Here is a 16,230-nt window from a genome sequence, read left to right as displayed (position 1 = left end):
GGGGGTTCCGGGGTTTGGGGCGGTATCTTTTGGGATGTCCATGCCATGAGGGCTGCTCGACGGGGGGTCGAGGATCGTGGGGTGCGAGGAGTTGCCGCTGGTCGGCATAGTCGCCGGGCATCAGCGCCGGGCGCGGCTGCTGCCGGGGCTCAGTTCGCGGCAGCGGGAGGTCGCCGAGCTGGTGGCCGGGGGGTTGTCCGATCCGCAGATCGCCTCGAAGCTGTTCATCAGCCCCAGGACCGTGCGGGCCCATGTCGCCGGCGTTCTGCGGCAGTTGGAGGCGACCAGCAGGGTCGAGATCGCCTGCGCGGTCGTGCTGGCCCAGATCGGCGGCCTGCTCGGGTGACTTACCGGCAGTAACTGGCCTGGAGGCCAATGGCGGCGCGGGCATGTGAACGCGTTCACTTCCTCTTGACCTAGATCAACAACTGTTGATCGACGACCAAGGGGGAACACACCATGACGCACGGAGCCGACCACCGCACCGTGTCCAAGGGCAAGCGCCGCCGCCTCGCCCTCGCCTCGGCCCTGGCCGCGGGCCTGCTCACCGCCGGTCTCGCCACCGGCCCCGCCTTCGCCGCCGAGGACGCGGACGACACCGACCCCGCCGCCACGGAGATGGCCACCTCCAGCGCGATATCCGGCGCACTCGCGGACGAGACCGGGTCCGACAGCTCCGAGGCCACACCCATCGCCAAGGTCGCCGCCATGGCGGCCTACCTGGCCTCCACCCCGGACGACGACGCCGACCCCGACCCCGCCGCGGCCGCGTCCCTCACCTACACGACCCTCGGCATCACCACCCAGATGCAGCAGAAGCCGTACTGGTGCGGCCCCGCCGCCGGGCGTGCCGCCCTCACCGCCTTCGGCGTCACCAAGTCGCAGTCCACCCTGGCCAGCGCCATGAAGACCGACAGGAACGGCACGTACGCCCACGACATCCCGATCGTCCTGAACCACGCCCAGGGCCGGAACCCGTACGTCGACAACCGGATCACCACCAGCGCGAAGTTCCTCTTCGGCCAGGTCAAGACCGACGTGCACAAGTACAAGGCACCCCTGATCCCGCTGGTTCAGGGCCACTCGCTGCCCCTGTGGAGCAGCAACGGCTACCACGGCCTGCACTTCATCACGCTGTACGGCTACGGCAGCGACGGTGTCTCGATCAAGTACTTCGACCCGGCCGACGCGGACGTCCTGTACGGCCGGCACGTGGTCAACAGGAAGTACGTGTACGCCGCGATGAACGCCAGGTACGGCAGCGACGGCAAGGCCACCAACGAGCTGGTGTGGTGATGACCCTGCGCTCCCGGCTGCTGCCGCTGCTGTGCGCGGCGGCGGCACTGCTGACCGCGGGGTGCGACAGCGGCACCGCGGGAACCACGGGCCCGGCCGCCTCGGCGCCGGCCCCGGTCCGCCTGAAGGCGGTCACCCCGGTGCCGCGGGCGCTGGCGAAGCTCCGGCCCGACGGCAGCCTCGCCATGCCCAGGGGCTGGAACATCGACGGCTCCGGCGTGACCGCCACCGGAAAGCACCTCGTCCTCATGGCCGTACCGCCGGCCAGGACCCGCGGTGGGGCGGCCGAGACCTGGGTCGTGGACTCGGGCACCGGCCGGGTCCGGCGCTTCCCGCAGGTCGGTTCCGGCTGGACCGCGAACAACCCCGTCCTCGGCGGTGGTTGGCTGCTGCACGTGGAGAGCCGGCAACTCGACGGCACCGCGTGCGGCCAGCCGGCCTCCGCCACCGCCGACTGCTTCCGCTGGCGCCTGTACGCCCAGCCGCTCTCCTCGGGCAAGCCCCGCCTGATCGCCCGGTCGGCGCAACCGGGGCACCAGAGCCTCGTGCCGCACCCGTTGGCGGACGGCAGGACCTTCGTGTGGGAACAGGGGACCACGGCCGGTAAGTACGGCGTCTTCCGCTGGACCGGGGGCGCGCCGAGGCCCGAACGGCTGCTGAGCCGGTCCACCCGGGGCCGGCTCGACGTCGACGGCGGCGCCCTGTACCTCACCGAGGGCACGCTCACCCCCGACGGCGGCGCGAGCACCCGCACCACCTACCGCTTGGGGCTGCGCAGCCCGGTGCAGCCGCGCCGGGTGGCCCGCTTCACGGGCAGCGGCGGCTTCGCCGTCCACGGCGGGCGCATCGCGTACTTCCCGCGCGCCGCCGACGAGACCGGGCGCATCCGGGTCCTGACGATCGGCGGCAGGACCCGGCCGGTCGACGTGGGCGCCCCGGTGAACGGCTTCTACGAGGTCGACTGGATCACCGGGAACCGGCTCGTCACCTGGGCGATCAGCGGTTACGCCCTGGCCGACGTGCGCCACCCCGCGACCTCCGCCGGCTTCAGCCCCGACGCGGTCGGACTGGGGGCGCCCCGGGGGGCCGGGAACAGGCTGTACGTCGTCTACGACCCGTACCAGTTCACGCAGTCCAGGGGCGCGAAGCCGACCGTCCTCGCCTGGCGGCACTTCACCCCCTGAGCACCGGCGGGCCCGGCCGGGCGCGGCTGAGCCCGGCCGGGCCCGGACGGACGTGGGCGAGCGTGACACGGACGGGCGTGGGCGCAGGGGGCATGGGGCCTCTTTCCGGGCGCGGGCTCCTCTTTCCCCGGGCGTGGGTTCACCCTTTTCCGGGCGTGGCGAGCGGACCGCCCCGGTCGACAGGCAGTCGGCAAGAGGAGCCCGCGTGCGGGCGTAGCGTAGAAGGCATGACGAAGTACGGATCCTTCCCCGGTACGCGTCCCCGGCGGCTGCGGACCACGCCTGTCATGCGGCGGATGGTCGCCGAGACGCGCTTGCACCCCGCCGACTTCATCCTCCCGGCGTTCGTCCGGGAGGGCGTCAGCGAGCCGGTGCCGGTCGCGGCGATGCCCGGGGTCGTGCAGCACACCCGGGACAGCCTGAAGAAGGCCGCGGCCGAGGCCGTGGAGGCCGGGATCTCCGGGATCATGCTGTTCGGCGTGCCGGAGGACGCCAAGAAGGACGCCCTGGGGACGGTCGGCACCGACCCGGACGGCATCCTTCAGCTCGCCCTGCGCGACGTCCGTGCCGAGGTCGGCGACGACCTGCTCGTCATGTCCGACCTCTGCCTGGACGAGTTCACCGACCACGGGCACTGCGGGGTGCTGGACGCCGAGGGCCGGGTCGACAACGACGCCACCCTTGAGCGGTACGCCGAGATGGCCCAGGTGCAGGCCGACGCCGGCGCCCACGTCGTCGGTCCCAGCGGGATGATGGACGGCCAGATCGGCGTCGTCCGCGACGCGCTCGACCAGATCGGCCGCGAGGACGTGGCGATCCTCGCCTACACGGCCAAGTACTCCTCCGCCTTCTACGGCCCCTTCCGCGAGGCCGTCGCCTCCTCGCTGCAGGGTGACCGCAAGACGTACCAGCAGGACCCGGCCAACTGGCGCGAGTCCCTGCGCGAGCTGGAGCTGGACCTGGCCGAGGGCGCCGACATGGTGATGGTCAAGCCGGCCGGCCCGTACCTCGACGTTCTCGCCCGGGTCGCGGACAGCGTGGACGTGCCCGTCGCCGCGTACCAGATCTCCGGCGAGTACTCGATGGTCGAGGCCGCCGCCGAGAAGGGCTGGGTGGACCGGGACCGGGCCATCTTCGAGTCGCTGACCGGCATCAAGCGGGCCGGCGCGCGGAACATCCTCACCTACTGGGCCACCGAGGTGGCCCAGAAGCTGCGCTAGCCGGCGCGTCGCTCACCAGCCGCTGATGAGGCCGAGGTCCTGCTGCCAGTACGTGACCTTCAGTGCGCTGTCGTAGAAGACGCCCTTGGCGGGCAGGGCCGGGGTCGCGGACGGGCCGCCGCTGCTGTTCGGGGTGTAGCCCTGGAAGGCCAGGGTCAGTTTGTGGGCGGTCCTGCCGCCGGTGCCGCTGCCGTCGGCGGCCGACAGCAGCGCCATCGCGTACCCCGACTCGCCGGGCGCGAGGGTGACCACGGCCTGCGGCTGGGTGTCCTCGTCCGCCTGCGGCACCCACTGCATCTCGTCGAACCGCAGCACCGGGTAGTAGGGCAGCTCGCAGGTCTTGCGGCTGGTGTTCTTCACCGTGAGCAGCATGTGGTTGAGGGGCCGGGCGAGCGGCCGGGCGGTGACGGTGGTGTTCGTGCCGTTGCACAGCACCACGGACCTGCCGGTGCTGCTGCCGGTGCCGGTGCCCTTCGTGCTGTGGCCGGCGGAGGCGCTCGGCCGGGCGCCGGGCGCGTGGGTGCGGGTCACGGGCGTGCCCTTCGCCGTACGGTCCCCGGTGTCGCCGGCCGCAGCCCCGGGCGTCTGTGACGCCGCTTGCTCCGCTCCGGCCGACGGTGTCGTCGGCCGGGAGGCGCCCTCGTCCTCGGTACCCGTCCCGCTGCCGCACGCCGTGAGCGCGAGGGCGGCGACGGCGGTGCCGGTCGCGGCGAGCAGACGGATATGGCGCATACGCATGGCAAGTCCTCTTTCGGGCTGGGCCGGTTGTCGTGCTTGGATGACCAACAGCCTGTGGGCGGGTTCGTCCCGGCCGCCAGGATCTGCCGGTGATCCGGGACGCTGGAATGCCTGGACCGGCCTTGACCTGTGCAAACGAGCCCTCCCTGGGACGCCGGGGTGGGACGAGGGGGATGGGGGAACGGTGTCGGAGGGCAGGTCCGGGAGCGATTTCGCCGAGCTGCTGCGGGAGTTGAAGAACCGCTCCGGGCAGAGTTACGGCACGCTCGCCAAACGGCTCCACCTGAGTACGTCCACGCTCCACCGCTACTGCAACGGGGACGGCGTACCGGCCGACTACGCGCCCGTGGAGCGGCTCGCCCGGCTGTGCAAGGCCACGCCCGAGGAGCTGGTGGAGCTGCATCGGCGGTGGGTGCGGGCGGATGCGGAGAGGGGGCGGAAGGAGCCGCTACGGAAGGACCCGGCAAGGAGAGACCCCGAGCCGGTACGGGAGCCGGGGGCGGCGGCCGAGTCCGCCTCCGAGTCCGTGCCCGGACCTGTGGCCGAGCCCGAGCCCGGGCCTGCATCCGAGCCCGTGCCCCTGCCCGTGCCTGTGCCTGAGTCCGGGTCTGCGTCTGGGGCTGAGCCCGTGTCCGAGTCCGGCCCTGTGCCCGGGGCCGTGGCTGCGGCGGCGCCGGGGGCGGCGGGAGCCGGGTCACGGCGTCGGCGGCGGCGCACCGTTCTTCTCGCCGCTCTCACCGTCACCGCGCTGCTCGGCACGGTGGCGGTCGCCCTGAACCTGCCCTCCGGGGACGGGAAGCAGGACGGCAGGGGCCCGGCCGTCGACGTGGGCGCCGCGGCCAGGGACCACGCGCCGGTGACCCCGCCGGCCGGCAGCTCCCGTCCGAGCGGGTCCGCCACCCCCTCGGCACCACCGTCCGCCAAAGACCCCGCCACGCCCAGCGGCACACCCGAGGACAGGCCGAGTGTCTCCGGTGCCGGGCGGACGCCCCAGGCGGCGACCCCGCCCCTCACGGTCACCACGCGTCCCTACACCTGGGAGAGCCCCTGCTCCCCGCACTACCTGATCGACCGGCCGCCGTCCGACGTCTCCCCGCCGCCGCTGGAGCAGGACGCGCCCGCCTGGGTGGACGTGCACAAGGCGGTGTCGGCGAAGGAGCAGTACGTCACCTTCACCGTGCAGGGCACCGGCAAGGAGACCGTGGTCCTGGAGGGGCTGTCCGTGCGCATGGCGGGCAAGCGGTCCCCGCTCGCCTGGAACGACTACGCCATGGGCTACCCGGGCGTCGGCTGCGGCGGCGGTGTGCCGACCCGCTCCTTCACGGTCGCCCTGGACGCGATGCGCCCCGCGCCGGTACCGGAGGCCGGGGGCCGGAACTTCCCGTTCAAGGTGAGCCAGTCCGACCCCGAGGTCTTCCATGTCCTGGCCGACGCGTCCGCGTACGACGTCAGCTGGTACCTGGAGCTGTCCTGGTCCAGCGGGGCCCGGCACGGCACGCTGGTGATCGACGACGCCGGCCGCCCGTTCCGCACCAGCGGCAGCAACGGCCGACCGGCGTACGCCTTTCCGCTCGGCGGTCAGAAGTGGCGACCGGCGGCGGACTTCGACTGACTCAGTCCCACCAGAAGGACCAGCTGGTGGCGCCCACCAGCTCCTCGGCGTACGCCTCGATGCTTCCCGGGCCGCTCTGCGCCACGGTGTTGGGGCACAGGGCGTAGTGTTCGGCGGCCAGGACCTCGGCGTCGGTGACGGTGCCGGGCGGTGCCGCGACGGACACCACCAGGGCGTCCAGGCCGAGCGCCACGACCCGTATGCCGAAGCGGTCCTCCCACGACCGCAGCACCGCGCTGACCCGGGCCACGTCCGCCTCGTAGTTCAGCGGGCCCGCCCACCCGATCGCCGCCGGTATGTCGGCGGAGCGGCGCGCCGGGACCAGCGCCAGGTGCGGTTCCTCGACCCACTCCGCCCATGCCTCCGGGTCGCTGTGCAGCGCGTCGGCGACCTGTGCGGCACGGGTGTCCGGGTCGGCCGACAGCACACCGGCCGGAGCGAGCCCCGGCCACTCGGCGTCGAACGGCGCGATCTCGTCGCTGACGTGACCGTCCGTCTCCTCTTTCCAGTACTCGGCGAGCACGTCCGCGACGTCGTGGTCGCCCGGGTACGACGCCTTTCCGGGCAGCAGCGCCCAGTCCTCCACACCGACCCGGCAACCGGCCAGGTCCACCAGCACCGGCAACAGCCCGGTCCGGGCCGCCGGCGCGCCCAGTGCCTTCCAGGTACCGGGCGCGGACGCCTTTTCCGCGTGCCACAGCAGAGGCTCGTGCCAGAGTCCTTCGTCCGTCTCGTCCACCAGTCTGCCGGGCGGCAGTCGGAGGCCCAGGGAACGACCGCTGGGGTCGGTGGCCAGTTTGGGCAGCGGGTTGGGAAGAGTCGCCATGTCAGTGACTGTAGAGGCAGCCACTGACAACGGCCCGGCCTCAGCCCAGGGTTGAGGTGAACGCCGCCCAGGCGGTGGGCGTCAGCCGCAGGGTGGGGCCCTGGGAGGGGTCCAGCTTCGAGTCGCGGACGTGGACGGAGCGGGCGGCCACGTCGACACAGGCGGACTCGAGGCCCCCGCAGAGCCGCGACTTCCCCCAGGCAACGGCCGCTTCCAGGCACTGGCCGCCCTCGCTGCTGCTATAGGTCGACTTGAACCACTGAAGTGGGGCGCTCATAGGTCTCCTAGCAGACGGTTCAGCAGCCTTCGCGAGTCTTCGATAGTGAGGGCCTGTGTCCGCAGCATCGCATACTTACGGGCCAGGATGGAGACCTCATCCGGGTCGGAAACCCACTGGCTGCCGCGTTGGGACTCGGTGTACGCCAAGTGCTGGTGGTCGGGGCTCTCCAGCAGGGCGAACGGGCCCGCGTCTCCAGCGTGATGGGGGCGACTCAACGGCAGGACCTGCAAGGACACGAAGGGGAGTTGCGAGCATTCCCACAGGAATCGGAGCTGTTCGCAGTGAATCTCGGGACCTCCCGTGGGCCAGAGCAAGGCGGGTTCCCAGATGACGAAGCTCAGCGTCGGCGGCTCCTTGCGGTGCAGGATCGCGCGACGCTCGACGCGTCCCGCGATCTTCGTCTCAAGCTCGTCGGTGTCGTAGGCGGGAACTCGGTTGCCCAGTAGAGCGCGTACGTATCCCGCGGTCTGGAGCAGACCTGGTACGACGAGAGCGTCGTACCAGGAAAGCGCGATGGCCTGTCGTTCCTGCTCGATGTACTCCTCCGCCCACAACGGGAACTGATCGACCTCCGGCAGGTTCGCCACGCCCGCCGCGAGCGTGCCCTTGGTGTCCAGGAAGTCGTCGAACAGCTCGGCGATGTCCTGTTTCAGCGCGCGCCGGCCCTGCTCGATGCTGGCGACCGTCTCCTCGTGCATCTTCAACGCGGCGGCCAGGCCGGCCTGGCTGAACCCCTTTGCCCGGCGGGCCGCGGCGAGTTGTCGGCCCAGCATCCTCAGGGCCGACTGGTTCTTCCTCCGTGTAGGCGTCATGCCTGTCGAACTCCCCACGCTTGCCCGTGCACCACCCCGCAGCAACCCGTACAAAAACCCTGTACGGGATCACGCACTGATCGATCCTAGTTACTCTGCGCGACATTCGCCCCGTGAATGCACACATCGAACTCCCCTACCAGCGCGACCAGTTCTACGGCCGGGCCCGGCGTTCCGTACCGGCGGCCAGGCGGTTCACGGAGTGGTCGCTGAGGTACTGGGGGCTGGACGGCTGGGACCGGTCGGCCGATCTGTCGCTCTGCGTGAGCGAGTTGGCCACGAATGCGCTGTGCCATGGCGTGCCGCGGGGCCGGGGGTTCCTGCTGCGGCTGCGGTACGACGGGGTCCTCGTGCGGGCGGAGGTGCACGACAGCGGCCCCGGCACCCCCCGGATCACGGACGATCCGGACGAGGGCGGCCGGGGCCTGCTGCTGGTGGCGGCGCTCAGTGACACGTGGGGCGTCGGGGAGCGTGCGCCGGGGAAACTCGTGTGGTGCGAGTTCGCCGTGTCCTGAGCGGCCGGTCAGACGAGGGTCGTGATGCAGAACGGGTGGCCGGCCGGGTCCAGCAGGACCCGCCAGCGGTCCGGCTGCGGCTGGGTCTCCGGCTTGGTCGCGCCCAGGGACAGCAGGTGGGCCTCGGCGGTGTCCAGGTCCGCCACGCCCACCTCGATGTGGGCCTGCTTCTCCTGCGCCGGGTCGGGCCAGGTGGGGCGGCGGTAGTCGGACAGGCGGTTGAAGCCGAGGCCCGCTCCGTCCTTGCCGCCCAGGAAGACGAAGTCGTCGCTGGAGAAGGTGACGGGCAGGCCGAACATCTCGGCGTAGAACCGGGACAGTTCGGCGGGGTCCGCGCAGTCGAAGGTGACGGCGGCGAAGCGGAACTCGGGTGCGGAAGTGTTCTCCGTGGTCATGGGGACGACGGTAGGACCTGACCCGGACAGTTCCGGTCCTGGTCATGCGGATCGTATGGAAAACTTCGGCTCGTGCTCAGCGCGTCCGCCCGTCTGCTGCGCCTGCTGTCACTGCTCGCCGCACGGCCCGCGTGGACCTGCGCCGAGCTGGCCGACCGCATGGCCGTCACCGACCGCACCGTCCGGCGGGACATCGCCAGACTCCGGGAACTCGGCTACACCGTCGACTCGGACGCCGGGCCGTGGGGCGGTTACCGGCTTCGCGCCGGTGCGCGCGTGCCGCCGCTGATCCTGGACGACGAGGAGGCGCTGGCCGTGGCCGTGGGGCTGCGGGAGGCGGCGCTGGGCGGGGCGCTCGGCGGCGACCAGGCCGCGTTGTCCGCGCTGCTCAAGCTGCGGCAGGTGCTGCCGCCGCGGATCGCCGAGCGGCTGGCGGACTGGGACGACGCCCTGGTCCGGCTGCCGTGGTCCGAGGAGCCGCAGCTACGGCCCGGCATGCTGCTGGAGCTTGCCGCGGCCTGCCGGCGGGGGGAGCGGGCCCGGTTGTCGTACTGCGACGGGGAGGGCCGGAGCACGGTGCGGGACGTGGACCCGTACCGGCTCGTCCACACGGGACGGCGCTGGTACTTCGTCGCGCGGGACGTGAGCCGGGGGTGGCGGACGTTCCGGGCCGACCGGGTCGAGCGGCTCCAGCCCACGGGTCAGCCGGTGCAGATCAGCGATCCGCCCGACCCGGGGCAACTGGTCTCCCACAACACGGCGAACGGCCCCTACCCGCTGTCGGCCACCGTCCGGCTGCCGGTACCGATGGACCGGGCGCTACGGCTCGTCCCGGCGACGGTCGGCACCCACCGCCCCGACGGCCCCCACGCCACCCTGGTCGACATCGGCGGCCCCGACCCGGACGGCCTGGCCCGCTTCCTCCTGGGGCTGGGGACACCCCTGCGGGTGATCAGCCCCGATGCCGTACGGGAGGCACTGGCGCGGCGTGTGCGGGAGCTGGCCGCGGAGAACACCTGACACGCCGGTCGCTCTCCGCCCGGCCGCTGTCGTCACTTCCGTGACGACGCTCAGCACCTCCTCCGCACGCTCCGGGGCGACGGGGTTGCACCAGGGGCCGAGGACCAGCGTCCAGCGGCGCCACGACGCCCGGCCCCAGCATGCACAGCACCCACGTCACCCGCTGGGCGCAGCCGGCCCGCAAGTGCTTCCTCGAGGTCTGTGGAGACGGTCCTGCGGACACGGGTCTCCACAGACCCCAAGGGCTGCGGGTCAGAGCTTCTCGGGCGTCCGGATGCCCAGCAGGCCCATGCCGCGGTGCAGGGTGCGGGCCGTGAGGTCGACCAGGAACAGACGGTTCTCCACGACCTCCGGCGCGTTGTCGGCGGACAGCACCTGGCACTTGTCGTAGAACGCCGTCAGCAGCGAGGCGAGCTGGTAGAGATACGCCGCCAGCTTGTGCGGCTCGTACTCCGCCGCCACCTCCAGCACTGTCTCCGCGAACTGGTCCAGGTGCAGGCCCAGCGCACGCTCCGCCGGAGCCAGCTCCAGCTCCGGGTGCGCGACCGGACGGGCCTCGCCGGCCTTGCGCAGGATGGACTGGATACGGGCGTAGGCGTACTGGAGGTAGACGGACGTGTCGCCGTTCAGCGAGACCATCTGGTCCAGGTCGAACTTGTAGTCCCGGACGGCCGACGTCGACAGGTCCGCGTACTTCACCGCACCGACGCCGACGTAACGGCCGTTCTCCGTGATCTCCTGCTCGGTCAGGCCCACCTTCTCGGCCTTCTCGCGCACCACCGCCGTGGCCCGCTCGACGGCCTCGTCCAGCAGGTCCTGGAGCTTGACCGTCTCACCCGCACGCGTCTTGAACGGCTTGCCGTCCTTGCCGAGCACCGTGCCGAAGGCCAGCTGGTGCGCCTTGACGTCCTCGTTCAGCCAGCCCGCCCGGCGGGCCGTCTCGAAGACCATCCGGAAGTGCAGGGACTGGCGGGCGTCCACCACGTACAGCAGCGTGTCCGCCTTGAGGTTGAACACGCGGTCCCGGATCGCGGACAGATCGGTGGCCGCGTAGCCGTAGCCGCCGTCCGACTTCTGCACGATCAGCGGGACCGGGTTGCCCTCCGGGCCCTTGATGTCGTCGAAGAAGACACAGAGGGCGCCCTCGGAGCGGACCGCCACGCCCGACTCCTCCAGCAGGCGGCAGGTCTCGGCCAGCATGTCGTTGTAACCCGACTCGCCGACGATGTCGGGGTCCCGGACCTCCATGTCCAGCTTCTCGAAGACGGAGAAGAAGTAGATCTTCGACTCGTCCACGAACTTCTGCCACATGGCGAGCGTCTGCGGCTCCCCGGCCTGCAGGTCGACCACCCGGCGGCGGGCACGCGTCTTGAACTCCTCGTCGGAGTCGAACTTCTTCCGCGCGGCCTTGTAGAGGCGGTCGAGGTTCGACATCGCCTCCTCGCCGGAAGCGGCGCTGTCCGCGGCGGACGCCTTGTGGTCCAGCTCGTGCGGGTGCTCGTCCAGGTACTGGATGAGCATGCCGAACTGGGTGCCCCAGTCGCCGATGTGGTGCCGGCGGACCACGCTCTCGCCGGTGAACTCCAGGAGCTGCACCACCGCGTCACCGATCACCGCGGACCGCAGGTGACCGACGTGCATCTCCTTCGCCACGTTCGGCTGTGCGTAGTCGATCACCGTCGTGCCGGTGCGCTCCGCGTACGGCACACCGAGGCGGCCCGTCTCGTCCGCGTACCGCGCGGCCAGGTTCTCGGTGATCGCCCGGTCCGCGATCGTGACGTTGAGGAAGCCGGGGCCCGACACCTCGACGTCCTCGATCACGTCACCCGTCACCACCTGGGAGACGACCTGCGTCGCCAGCTCCCGGGGGTTCGCCTTCGCCTTCTTGGCCAGGGCCAGGATCCCGTTGGCCTGGAAGTCGGCCCGGTCGCTTCGTCGCAGCAGCGGGTCCGCGCCGGCAGCCTCCGGCAGGGTGGCCGAGAGGGCGGACGCGAGGTGCTGCTTGACGTTGTCGCTGAGGGACGTGACCGAGGCCATAGGTATGGGTGCCGTTCTCCTCGTGGGATGGATAGTCCCGGCCAGTATCCCACGGGGGGTAAAGCCGTTTTACCGGTCGCCGACCCGTCTGTGAGAATGGGGTGTCACCCCGTTCAGAAAGAAGGACGTGCCGATCGTGGCTCAGAGCACCGAGACCACCGACTGGGTCTCCCGTTTCGCGGATGAGGTCATCGAGGAGTCGGAGCGCCGGGCCCCGGGCAAACCGGTCGTCGTCGCGTCCGGACTCTCCCCGTCGGGCCCCATCCACCTGGGCAACCTCCGCGAGGTCATGACCCCGCACCTGGTCGCCGACGAGGTCCGCCGCCGCGGGCACCAGGTCCGGCACCTCATCTCCTGGGACGACTACGACCGCTACCGCAAGGTCCCCGCGGGCATCGCCGGCATCGACGAGTCCTGGGCCGAGCACATCGGCAAGCCCCTGACCTCCGTCCCCGCGCCGAAGGGCTCGCCCCACCCGAACTGGGCCGAGCACTTCAAGGCCGCGATGATCGAGTCGCTCGCCGAGCTGGGTGTGGAGTTCGACGGGATCAGCCAGACCGCGCAGTACACCTCCGGTGCCTACCGCGAGCAGATCCTGCACGCCATGAAGCACCGCGGCGACATCGACGCCATCCTCGCCCAGTACCGGACGAAGAAGGCGCCGAAGAAGCAGCAGCAGAAGGCCGTCGACGAGGCGGAACTGGAGGCCGAGGAGGGCTCCGGCGCCGCGTCCGAGGACGACGGCAGCTCCGGCTCCGCCGGGTACTTCCCGTACAAGCCCTACTGCGGCAACTGCGAGAAGGACCTGACGACCGTCACCGCCTACGACGACGACACCACCGAGCTGTCGTACACCTGCACCGCCTGCGGCTTCGCCGAGACCGTCCGGCTCAGCGAGTTCAACCGCGGCAAGCTGGTCTGGAAGGTCGACTGGCCCATGCGCTGGGCCTACGAGGGCGTGATCTTCGAGCCCAGCGGTGTCGACCACTCCTCGCCCGGCTCGTCGTTCCAGGTCGGCGGCCAGATCGTCGGCATCTTCGACGGCAAGCAGCCCATCGGCCCGATGTACGCCTTCGTGGGCATCAGCGGCATGGCGAAGATGTCGTCCTCGCGCGGCGGCGTCCCCACCCCGGCTGACGCGCTGAAGATCATGGAGCCGCAGCTCCTGCGCTGGCTGTACGCCCGCCGCAGGCCCAACCAGTCCTTCAAGATCGCCTTCGACCAGGAGATCCAGCGGCTGTACGACGAGTGGGACAAGCTCGCCGGCAAGGTCGCCGACGGCTCCGCCCTCCCGGCGGACGTGGCCGCCCACACCCGCGCCGTCGGCACCGCCGCCGGTGACCTCCCGAAGACACCGCGGCCGCTGCCCTACCGCACCCTCGCGTCCGTCGCCGACATCACCGCCGGACACGAGGACCAGGCGCTGCGGATCCTCTCCGAGCTGGACCCGGAGCAGCCGCTCGCCTCGCTGGACGAGGCCCGCCCGCGGTACGACAAGGCCGAAGCGTGGATCAACACGCACGTGCCCGCCGACCAGCGCACCATCGTCCGCGACGAGCCCGACGCGGAGCTGCTGAAGTCCCTCGACGAGGCCTCCCAGCAGTCCCTGCGGCTGCTGCTCGACGGTCTCGCCGAGCACTGGTCGCTCGACGGGCTGACCCACCTCGTCTACGGCGTCCCGAAGGTGCAGGCCGGCTTCTCCGCCGACGCCACGCCGAAGGAACTGCCGGCCGAGATCAAGACGGCCCAGCGCACGTTCTTCGCCCTGCTGTACCACCTGCTCGTCGGACGGGACACCGGTCCCCGCCTGCCCACGCTGCTGCTCGCGGTGGGACAGGAGCGGGTGCGGGCCCTGCTCGGGGAGTAGCACCGCACAGGCGCACGAAGAAGGGGCCCTCCATCCGGAGGGCCCCTTCTTCGTGCGTCTCATGTCCTCTTCGTACGCTTCACGCCCTCACGCGATGTGGTCCTCTTCCAGCTCCGCGTTGAAGCGGTTGGTGAAGCGGTTGACCATGCGGTCCGTGTCCCGCGCCGGGAGCGTGAGACCGTACGTGGCCTCCACCGCCTCGCCGAACTGGTGCGGCGTGGGGAAACTGCCGTCGATCGACTTGCGGAAGACCTGGTAGTAGTCGTCCTCCGACGGGGACGGCTCCGGCGTACCGCCGCCCTCGCCCAGTTCCCGGGTACGGCTGGCGTTCACCGGGATGGGAAAGCTGCCGGTCTCCTCGGGAGAAGGCTGCTGGAAGTCCTCCGGCGCCTGCTCCTCGTACCACTCCTCGTACTGCTCCTCGGGGAGGTACTGAGGCTCGACGGGCGGTTCGTACGCCGGGTCGTAGGCACCGTGGTACTCCACCTCACGGGGCGTCTGGAACCACGGGCTCTGGTCGTCCTCGGGCGGCTCCCCGGGACCCTGCCCGCCGGGAGAAGGCGCCGCCTGCCGCGGCACGGACGCCGCCCCGGCGGCGGTACCGCCAGCGCGAGCGGAGGCCGCCACGGCGGAATCGGCCGCCACCAGCTGCGGCTGCTGCGGGGCGGGCGGCAGCAGGATCGGCTCTATGCCCGCCGCCGCCAGGCCCGCCGGAGCCGTCTCCGCCAGCGGGACGCCGTACCTGGCCAGACGCAGGGGCATCAACGACTCCACCGGGGCCTTGCGACGCCAGGCCCGGCCGAAGCGGGAACGCAGACGCGCCTGGTAGACGAGACGTTCCTGCTCCAGCTTGATCACCTGGTCGTAGGAACGCAGCTCCCACAGCTTCATCCGGCGCCACAGAAGGAACGTGGGCACCGGCGAGAGCAGCCAGCGGGTGAGGCGAACCCCCTCCATGTGCTTGTCCGCCGTGATGTCGGCGATCCGGCCGATCGCGTGGCGGGCAGCCTCGACCGCCACGACGAACAGGATCGGGATCACGGCGTGCATCCCCACACCCAGCGGGTCCGGCCAGGCGGCCGCGCCGTTGAAGGCGATCGTGGCCGCCGTCAGCAGCCACGCGGTCTGGCGCAGCAGGGGGAACGGAATGCGGATCCAGGTCAGCAGCAGGTCAAGGGCGAGCAGAACACAGATGCCTGCGTCGATACCGATCGGGAACACATAGGAGAAGTTCCCGAACCCCTTCTTGATGGCCAGCTCACGTACGGCCGCGTACGAACCGGCGAAGCCGATGCCGGCGATGATCAAAGCACCGGTCACGACCACGCCGATGAGAACGCGGTGCATCCGAGTCAGCTGCGGTGGCGCGGCCACTCGTACTCCCCTCCCCTTGCGTGTTGTTGCGCGCAACAGAGTGGCACACGTGTGCGGCGAACGTGGTGCCGGTGGCCGCTACGGCTTCCCGGTCAGCTCTTCTTCGTGGCCGACTTGGACGGAGATGCGCTGGAGGAGGGTGACTTGGACGGGGACTTCGAGGCCGGCTTCGACGGGGACTTCGAGGCCGGCTTCGACGGGGACTTCGACGCCGGCTTCGACGGCGACGCGGAGGACTTGCCGTCGTCGGAACCCTGCCCGGAACCGCCACCGTTGGCCGCCGAGACGGACGCGACCGCCTCCTTGAGCGCCTTCTCCGCAGCCTTCAGCAGGTCATCGGCGTCCGGAGTCTTCTCGCCCGCCAGACCGGCACCGTTGTAGTCCAGGGTGACGACGACGTTCTCGACCCGGGCGACGACCGTCTGCTGCTTGAAGAGGCCTTCCTTCTTCTTCAGGTCGTAACGCACGGCCGTCGCCTCGGCACCCGTACCCGACAGCGGCACCAGCTTCGTGTTCTTGGCGCCGTCGACCGACTGGGCGTCCTTGACCTGCTGACCGAAGTGGGTGTGAGCCTGCTCGGCACCCGAACCCCGCGTGGCGTCCGACTCGAAGCGCAGCAGGGAGACGTTCAGCCAGCGGAACTGCGACCCCTTCACACCGTTGTTGTCCAGGCTGTTCCACGAGCAGGACGAGCGCGACGACGGATCGTCCGAACCGCCCTTCTTGCTCGACTTCACACCCTCGGGCACCAGATCGCCCAGCGTCTTCTTCGCCAGCACCCCGCACGGGTCGGGAAGCTTCTGGTACGCGGCGGCCTGCACGGTCGGGGACGCACTCGCCGACGGCTGCGTACCGCCGCTCGCCGACTGCCGGGTGCCCTCTCCAGCGGACTTGGCCTTGGAGTCGCCGGAGTCCGAGGAGCAGGCCGCGGTGATCAGGACCGCGGGAACGGCTGCCGCGCAGACAAGAACGCGGCGAAGGCGCTTGGCACGCTGGTCAAGCTGGGCACGGTCGTCTCGCTGAGCTGCTCGCTGCATGGTTCCTTCACTCGTGA

16 protein-coding genes are annotated in these 16,230 nt (G+C 71.0%); 8 read left to right on the top strand and 8 right to left on the bottom strand.

Annotated elements, in window-relative coordinates:
- Positions 1-76: 76 nt before the first annotated feature.
- From JK359_RS39795 to hemB, 4 genes are all read left to right on the top strand, one after another.
- Positions 77-346 carry a helix-turn-helix domain-containing protein gene (locus tag JK359_RS39795; protein WP_201832682.1) on the top strand — a complete coding sequence of 90 codons (270 nt, stop codon included), beginning with the start codon at positions 77-79 and terminating at the stop codon, positions 344-346.
- A 113-nt stretch (positions 347-459) separates the two neighbouring features.
- Positions 460-1,296 (top strand): C39 family peptidase, encoded by an 837-nt coding sequence (locus JK359_RS06845; protein ID WP_201832674.1) that lies wholly within the window; start codon positions 460-462, stop codon positions 1,294-1,296.
- Positions 1,296-2,480 (top strand): hypothetical protein, encoded by a 1,185-nt coding sequence (locus JK359_RS06840; RefSeq protein ID WP_201832672.1) that lies wholly within the window; start codon positions 1,296-1,298, stop codon positions 2,478-2,480. The genes JK359_RS06845 and JK359_RS06840 overlap by 1 nt, the downstream gene beginning before the upstream one ends.
- A 227-nt stretch (positions 2,481-2,707) precedes the next feature.
- Positions 2,708-3,700, top strand: a complete 993-nt coding sequence (hemB, locus tag JK359_RS06835) for a porphobilinogen synthase (RefSeq protein WP_201832670.1) — start codon at positions 2,708-2,710, stop codon at positions 3,698-3,700.
- Between the two features lie 12 nt (positions 3,701-3,712).
- On the opposite strand, the gene JK359_RS06830 is transcribed toward hemB, so the two are convergent.
- Complete coding sequence (locus tag JK359_RS06830; protein WP_443729073.1) at positions 3,713-4,438, bottom strand: DUF4232 domain-containing protein; 726 nt, start codon at positions 4,436-4,438, stop codon at positions 3,713-3,715.
- Between the two features lie 184 nt (positions 4,439-4,622).
- Between JK359_RS06830 and JK359_RS06825 the strand changes: the two genes are divergently transcribed.
- Positions 4,623-6,050, top strand: a complete 1,428-nt coding sequence (locus tag JK359_RS06825; protein ID WP_307787991.1) for a helix-turn-helix domain-containing protein — start codon at positions 4,623-4,625, stop codon at positions 6,048-6,050.
- Position 6,051: 1 nt separating this feature from the next.
- On the opposite strand, the gene JK359_RS06820 is transcribed toward JK359_RS06825, so the two are convergent.
- Genes JK359_RS06820 through JK359_RS06810 form a run of 3 tightly spaced genes read right to left on the bottom strand, consistent with a single transcriptional unit; the run spans position 6,052 to position 7,968 of the window.
- On the bottom strand, positions 6,052-6,876 hold the full coding sequence (locus JK359_RS06820; RefSeq protein ID WP_201832667.1) for a DUF4253 domain-containing protein: 825 nt from the start codon (positions 6,874-6,876) through the stop codon (positions 6,052-6,054).
- Between the two features lie 40 nt (positions 6,877-6,916).
- Positions 6,917-7,153, bottom strand: a complete 237-nt coding sequence (locus JK359_RS06815) for a DUF397 domain-containing protein (RefSeq protein ID WP_201832665.1) — start codon at positions 7,151-7,153, stop codon at positions 6,917-6,919.
- The gene (locus JK359_RS06810) at positions 7,150-7,968 is read right to left on the bottom strand and encodes a helix-turn-helix domain-containing protein (protein ID WP_236677330.1); all 819 of its coding nucleotides are present in this window, start codon (positions 7,966-7,968) and stop codon (positions 7,150-7,152) included. Before JK359_RS06810 ends, JK359_RS06815 begins: the two co-directional genes overlap by 4 nt.
- A gap of 113 nt (positions 7,969-8,081) precedes the next feature.
- Here JK359_RS06810 and JK359_RS06805 point away from each other — a divergent pair, with 113 nt between their 5' ends.
- Positions 8,082-8,483, top strand: a complete 402-nt coding sequence (locus JK359_RS06805) for an ATP-binding protein (protein WP_201832663.1) — start codon at positions 8,082-8,084, stop codon at positions 8,481-8,483.
- Between the two features lie 8 nt (positions 8,484-8,491).
- On the opposite strand, the gene JK359_RS06800 is transcribed toward JK359_RS06805, so the two are convergent.
- Complete coding sequence (locus JK359_RS06800) at positions 8,492-8,878, bottom strand: VOC family protein (protein ID WP_201832661.1); 387 nt, start codon at positions 8,876-8,878, stop codon at positions 8,492-8,494.
- Positions 8,879-8,950: 72 nt separating this feature from the next.
- Here JK359_RS06800 and JK359_RS06795 point away from each other — a divergent pair, with 72 nt between their 5' ends.
- Positions 8,951-9,898, top strand: coding sequence for a helix-turn-helix transcriptional regulator (locus JK359_RS06795; RefSeq protein ID WP_201832659.1), 948 nt, complete (start codon positions 8,951-8,953; stop codon positions 9,896-9,898).
- A gap of 252 nt (positions 9,899-10,150) precedes the next feature.
- Here the strand turns inward: JK359_RS06795 and argS are convergent, their stop codons facing one another.
- On the bottom strand, positions 10,151-11,935 hold the full coding sequence (argS, locus tag JK359_RS06790; RefSeq protein ID WP_201832657.1) for an arginine--tRNA ligase: 1,785 nt from the start codon (positions 11,933-11,935) through the stop codon (positions 10,151-10,153).
- A 127-nt stretch (positions 11,936-12,062) separates the two neighbouring features.
- Here argS and lysS point away from each other — a divergent pair, with 127 nt between their 5' ends.
- Positions 12,063-13,802: a lysine--tRNA ligase gene (gene lysS / locus JK359_RS06785; RefSeq protein WP_201832656.1), complete on the top strand. Its 1,740-nt coding sequence runs from the start codon at positions 12,063-12,065 to the stop codon at positions 13,800-13,802.
- Positions 13,803-13,889: 87 nt separating this feature from the next.
- Here the strand turns inward: lysS and JK359_RS06780 are convergent, their stop codons facing one another.
- Together JK359_RS06780 and JK359_RS06775 are read right to left on the bottom strand one after the other, a co-directional pair.
- Positions 13,890-15,149, bottom strand: a complete 1,260-nt coding sequence (locus tag JK359_RS06780) for a DUF2637 domain-containing protein (protein ID WP_201832654.1) — start codon at positions 15,147-15,149, stop codon at positions 13,890-13,892.
- 119 nt (positions 15,150-15,268) lie between these two features.
- On the bottom strand, positions 15,269-16,213 hold the full coding sequence (locus tag JK359_RS06775) for a DUF3558 family protein (RefSeq protein ID WP_201832652.1): 945 nt from the start codon (positions 16,211-16,213) through the stop codon (positions 15,269-15,271).
- Positions 16,214-16,230: the final 17 nt, after the last annotated feature.

The organism is Streptomyces actinomycinicus (assembly GCF_016741775.1).
GTDB classification, from domain to species: Bacteria; Actinomycetota; Actinomycetes; order Streptomycetales; family Streptomycetaceae; genus Streptomyces; species Streptomyces actinomycinicus.
This window is presented reverse-complemented; position numbering and strand designations above follow the sequence as displayed.

Bases quoted from the DNA above. Each gene is read 5' to 3' on its own strand.
- JK359_RS06810 (WP_236677330.1), bottom strand. From the start codon at position 7,968: ATGACGCCTACACGGAGGAAGAACCAGTCGGCCCTGAGGATGCTGGGC.
- JK359_RS06845 (WP_201832674.1), top strand. From the start codon at position 460: ATGACGCACGGAGCCGACCACCGCACCGTGTCCAAGGGCAAGCGCCGC.
- JK359_RS06820 (WP_201832667.1), bottom strand. From the start codon at position 6,876: ATGGCGACTCTTCCCAACCCGCTGCCCAAACTGGCCACCGACCCCAGC.
- argS (WP_201832657.1), bottom strand. From the start codon at position 11,935: ATGGCCTCGGTCACGTCCCTCAGCGACAACGTCAAGCAGCACCTCGCG.
- hemB (WP_201832670.1), top strand. From the start codon at position 2,708: ATGACGAAGTACGGATCCTTCCCCGGTACGCGTCCCCGGCGGCTGCGG.
- JK359_RS06780 (WP_201832654.1), bottom strand. From the start codon at position 15,149: ATGCACCGCGTTCTCATCGGCGTGGTCGTGACCGGTGCTTTGATCATC.
- JK359_RS06775 (WP_201832652.1), bottom strand. From the start codon at position 16,213: ATGCAGCGAGCAGCTCAGCGAGACGACCGTGCCCAGCTTGACCAGCGT.
- JK359_RS06830 (WP_443729073.1), bottom strand. From the start codon at position 4,438: ATGCGTATGCGCCATATCCGTCTGCTCGCCGCGACCGGCACCGCCGTC.
- JK359_RS06800 (WP_201832661.1), bottom strand. From the start codon at position 8,878: ATGACCACGGAGAACACTTCCGCACCCGAGTTCCGCTTCGCCGCCGTC.
- JK359_RS06840 (WP_201832672.1), top strand. From the start codon at position 1,296: ATGACCCTGCGCTCCCGGCTGCTGCCGCTGCTGTGCGCGGCGGCGGCA.
- JK359_RS06815 (WP_201832665.1), bottom strand. From the start codon at position 7,153: ATGAGCGCCCCACTTCAGTGGTTCAAGTCGACCTATAGCAGCAGCGAG.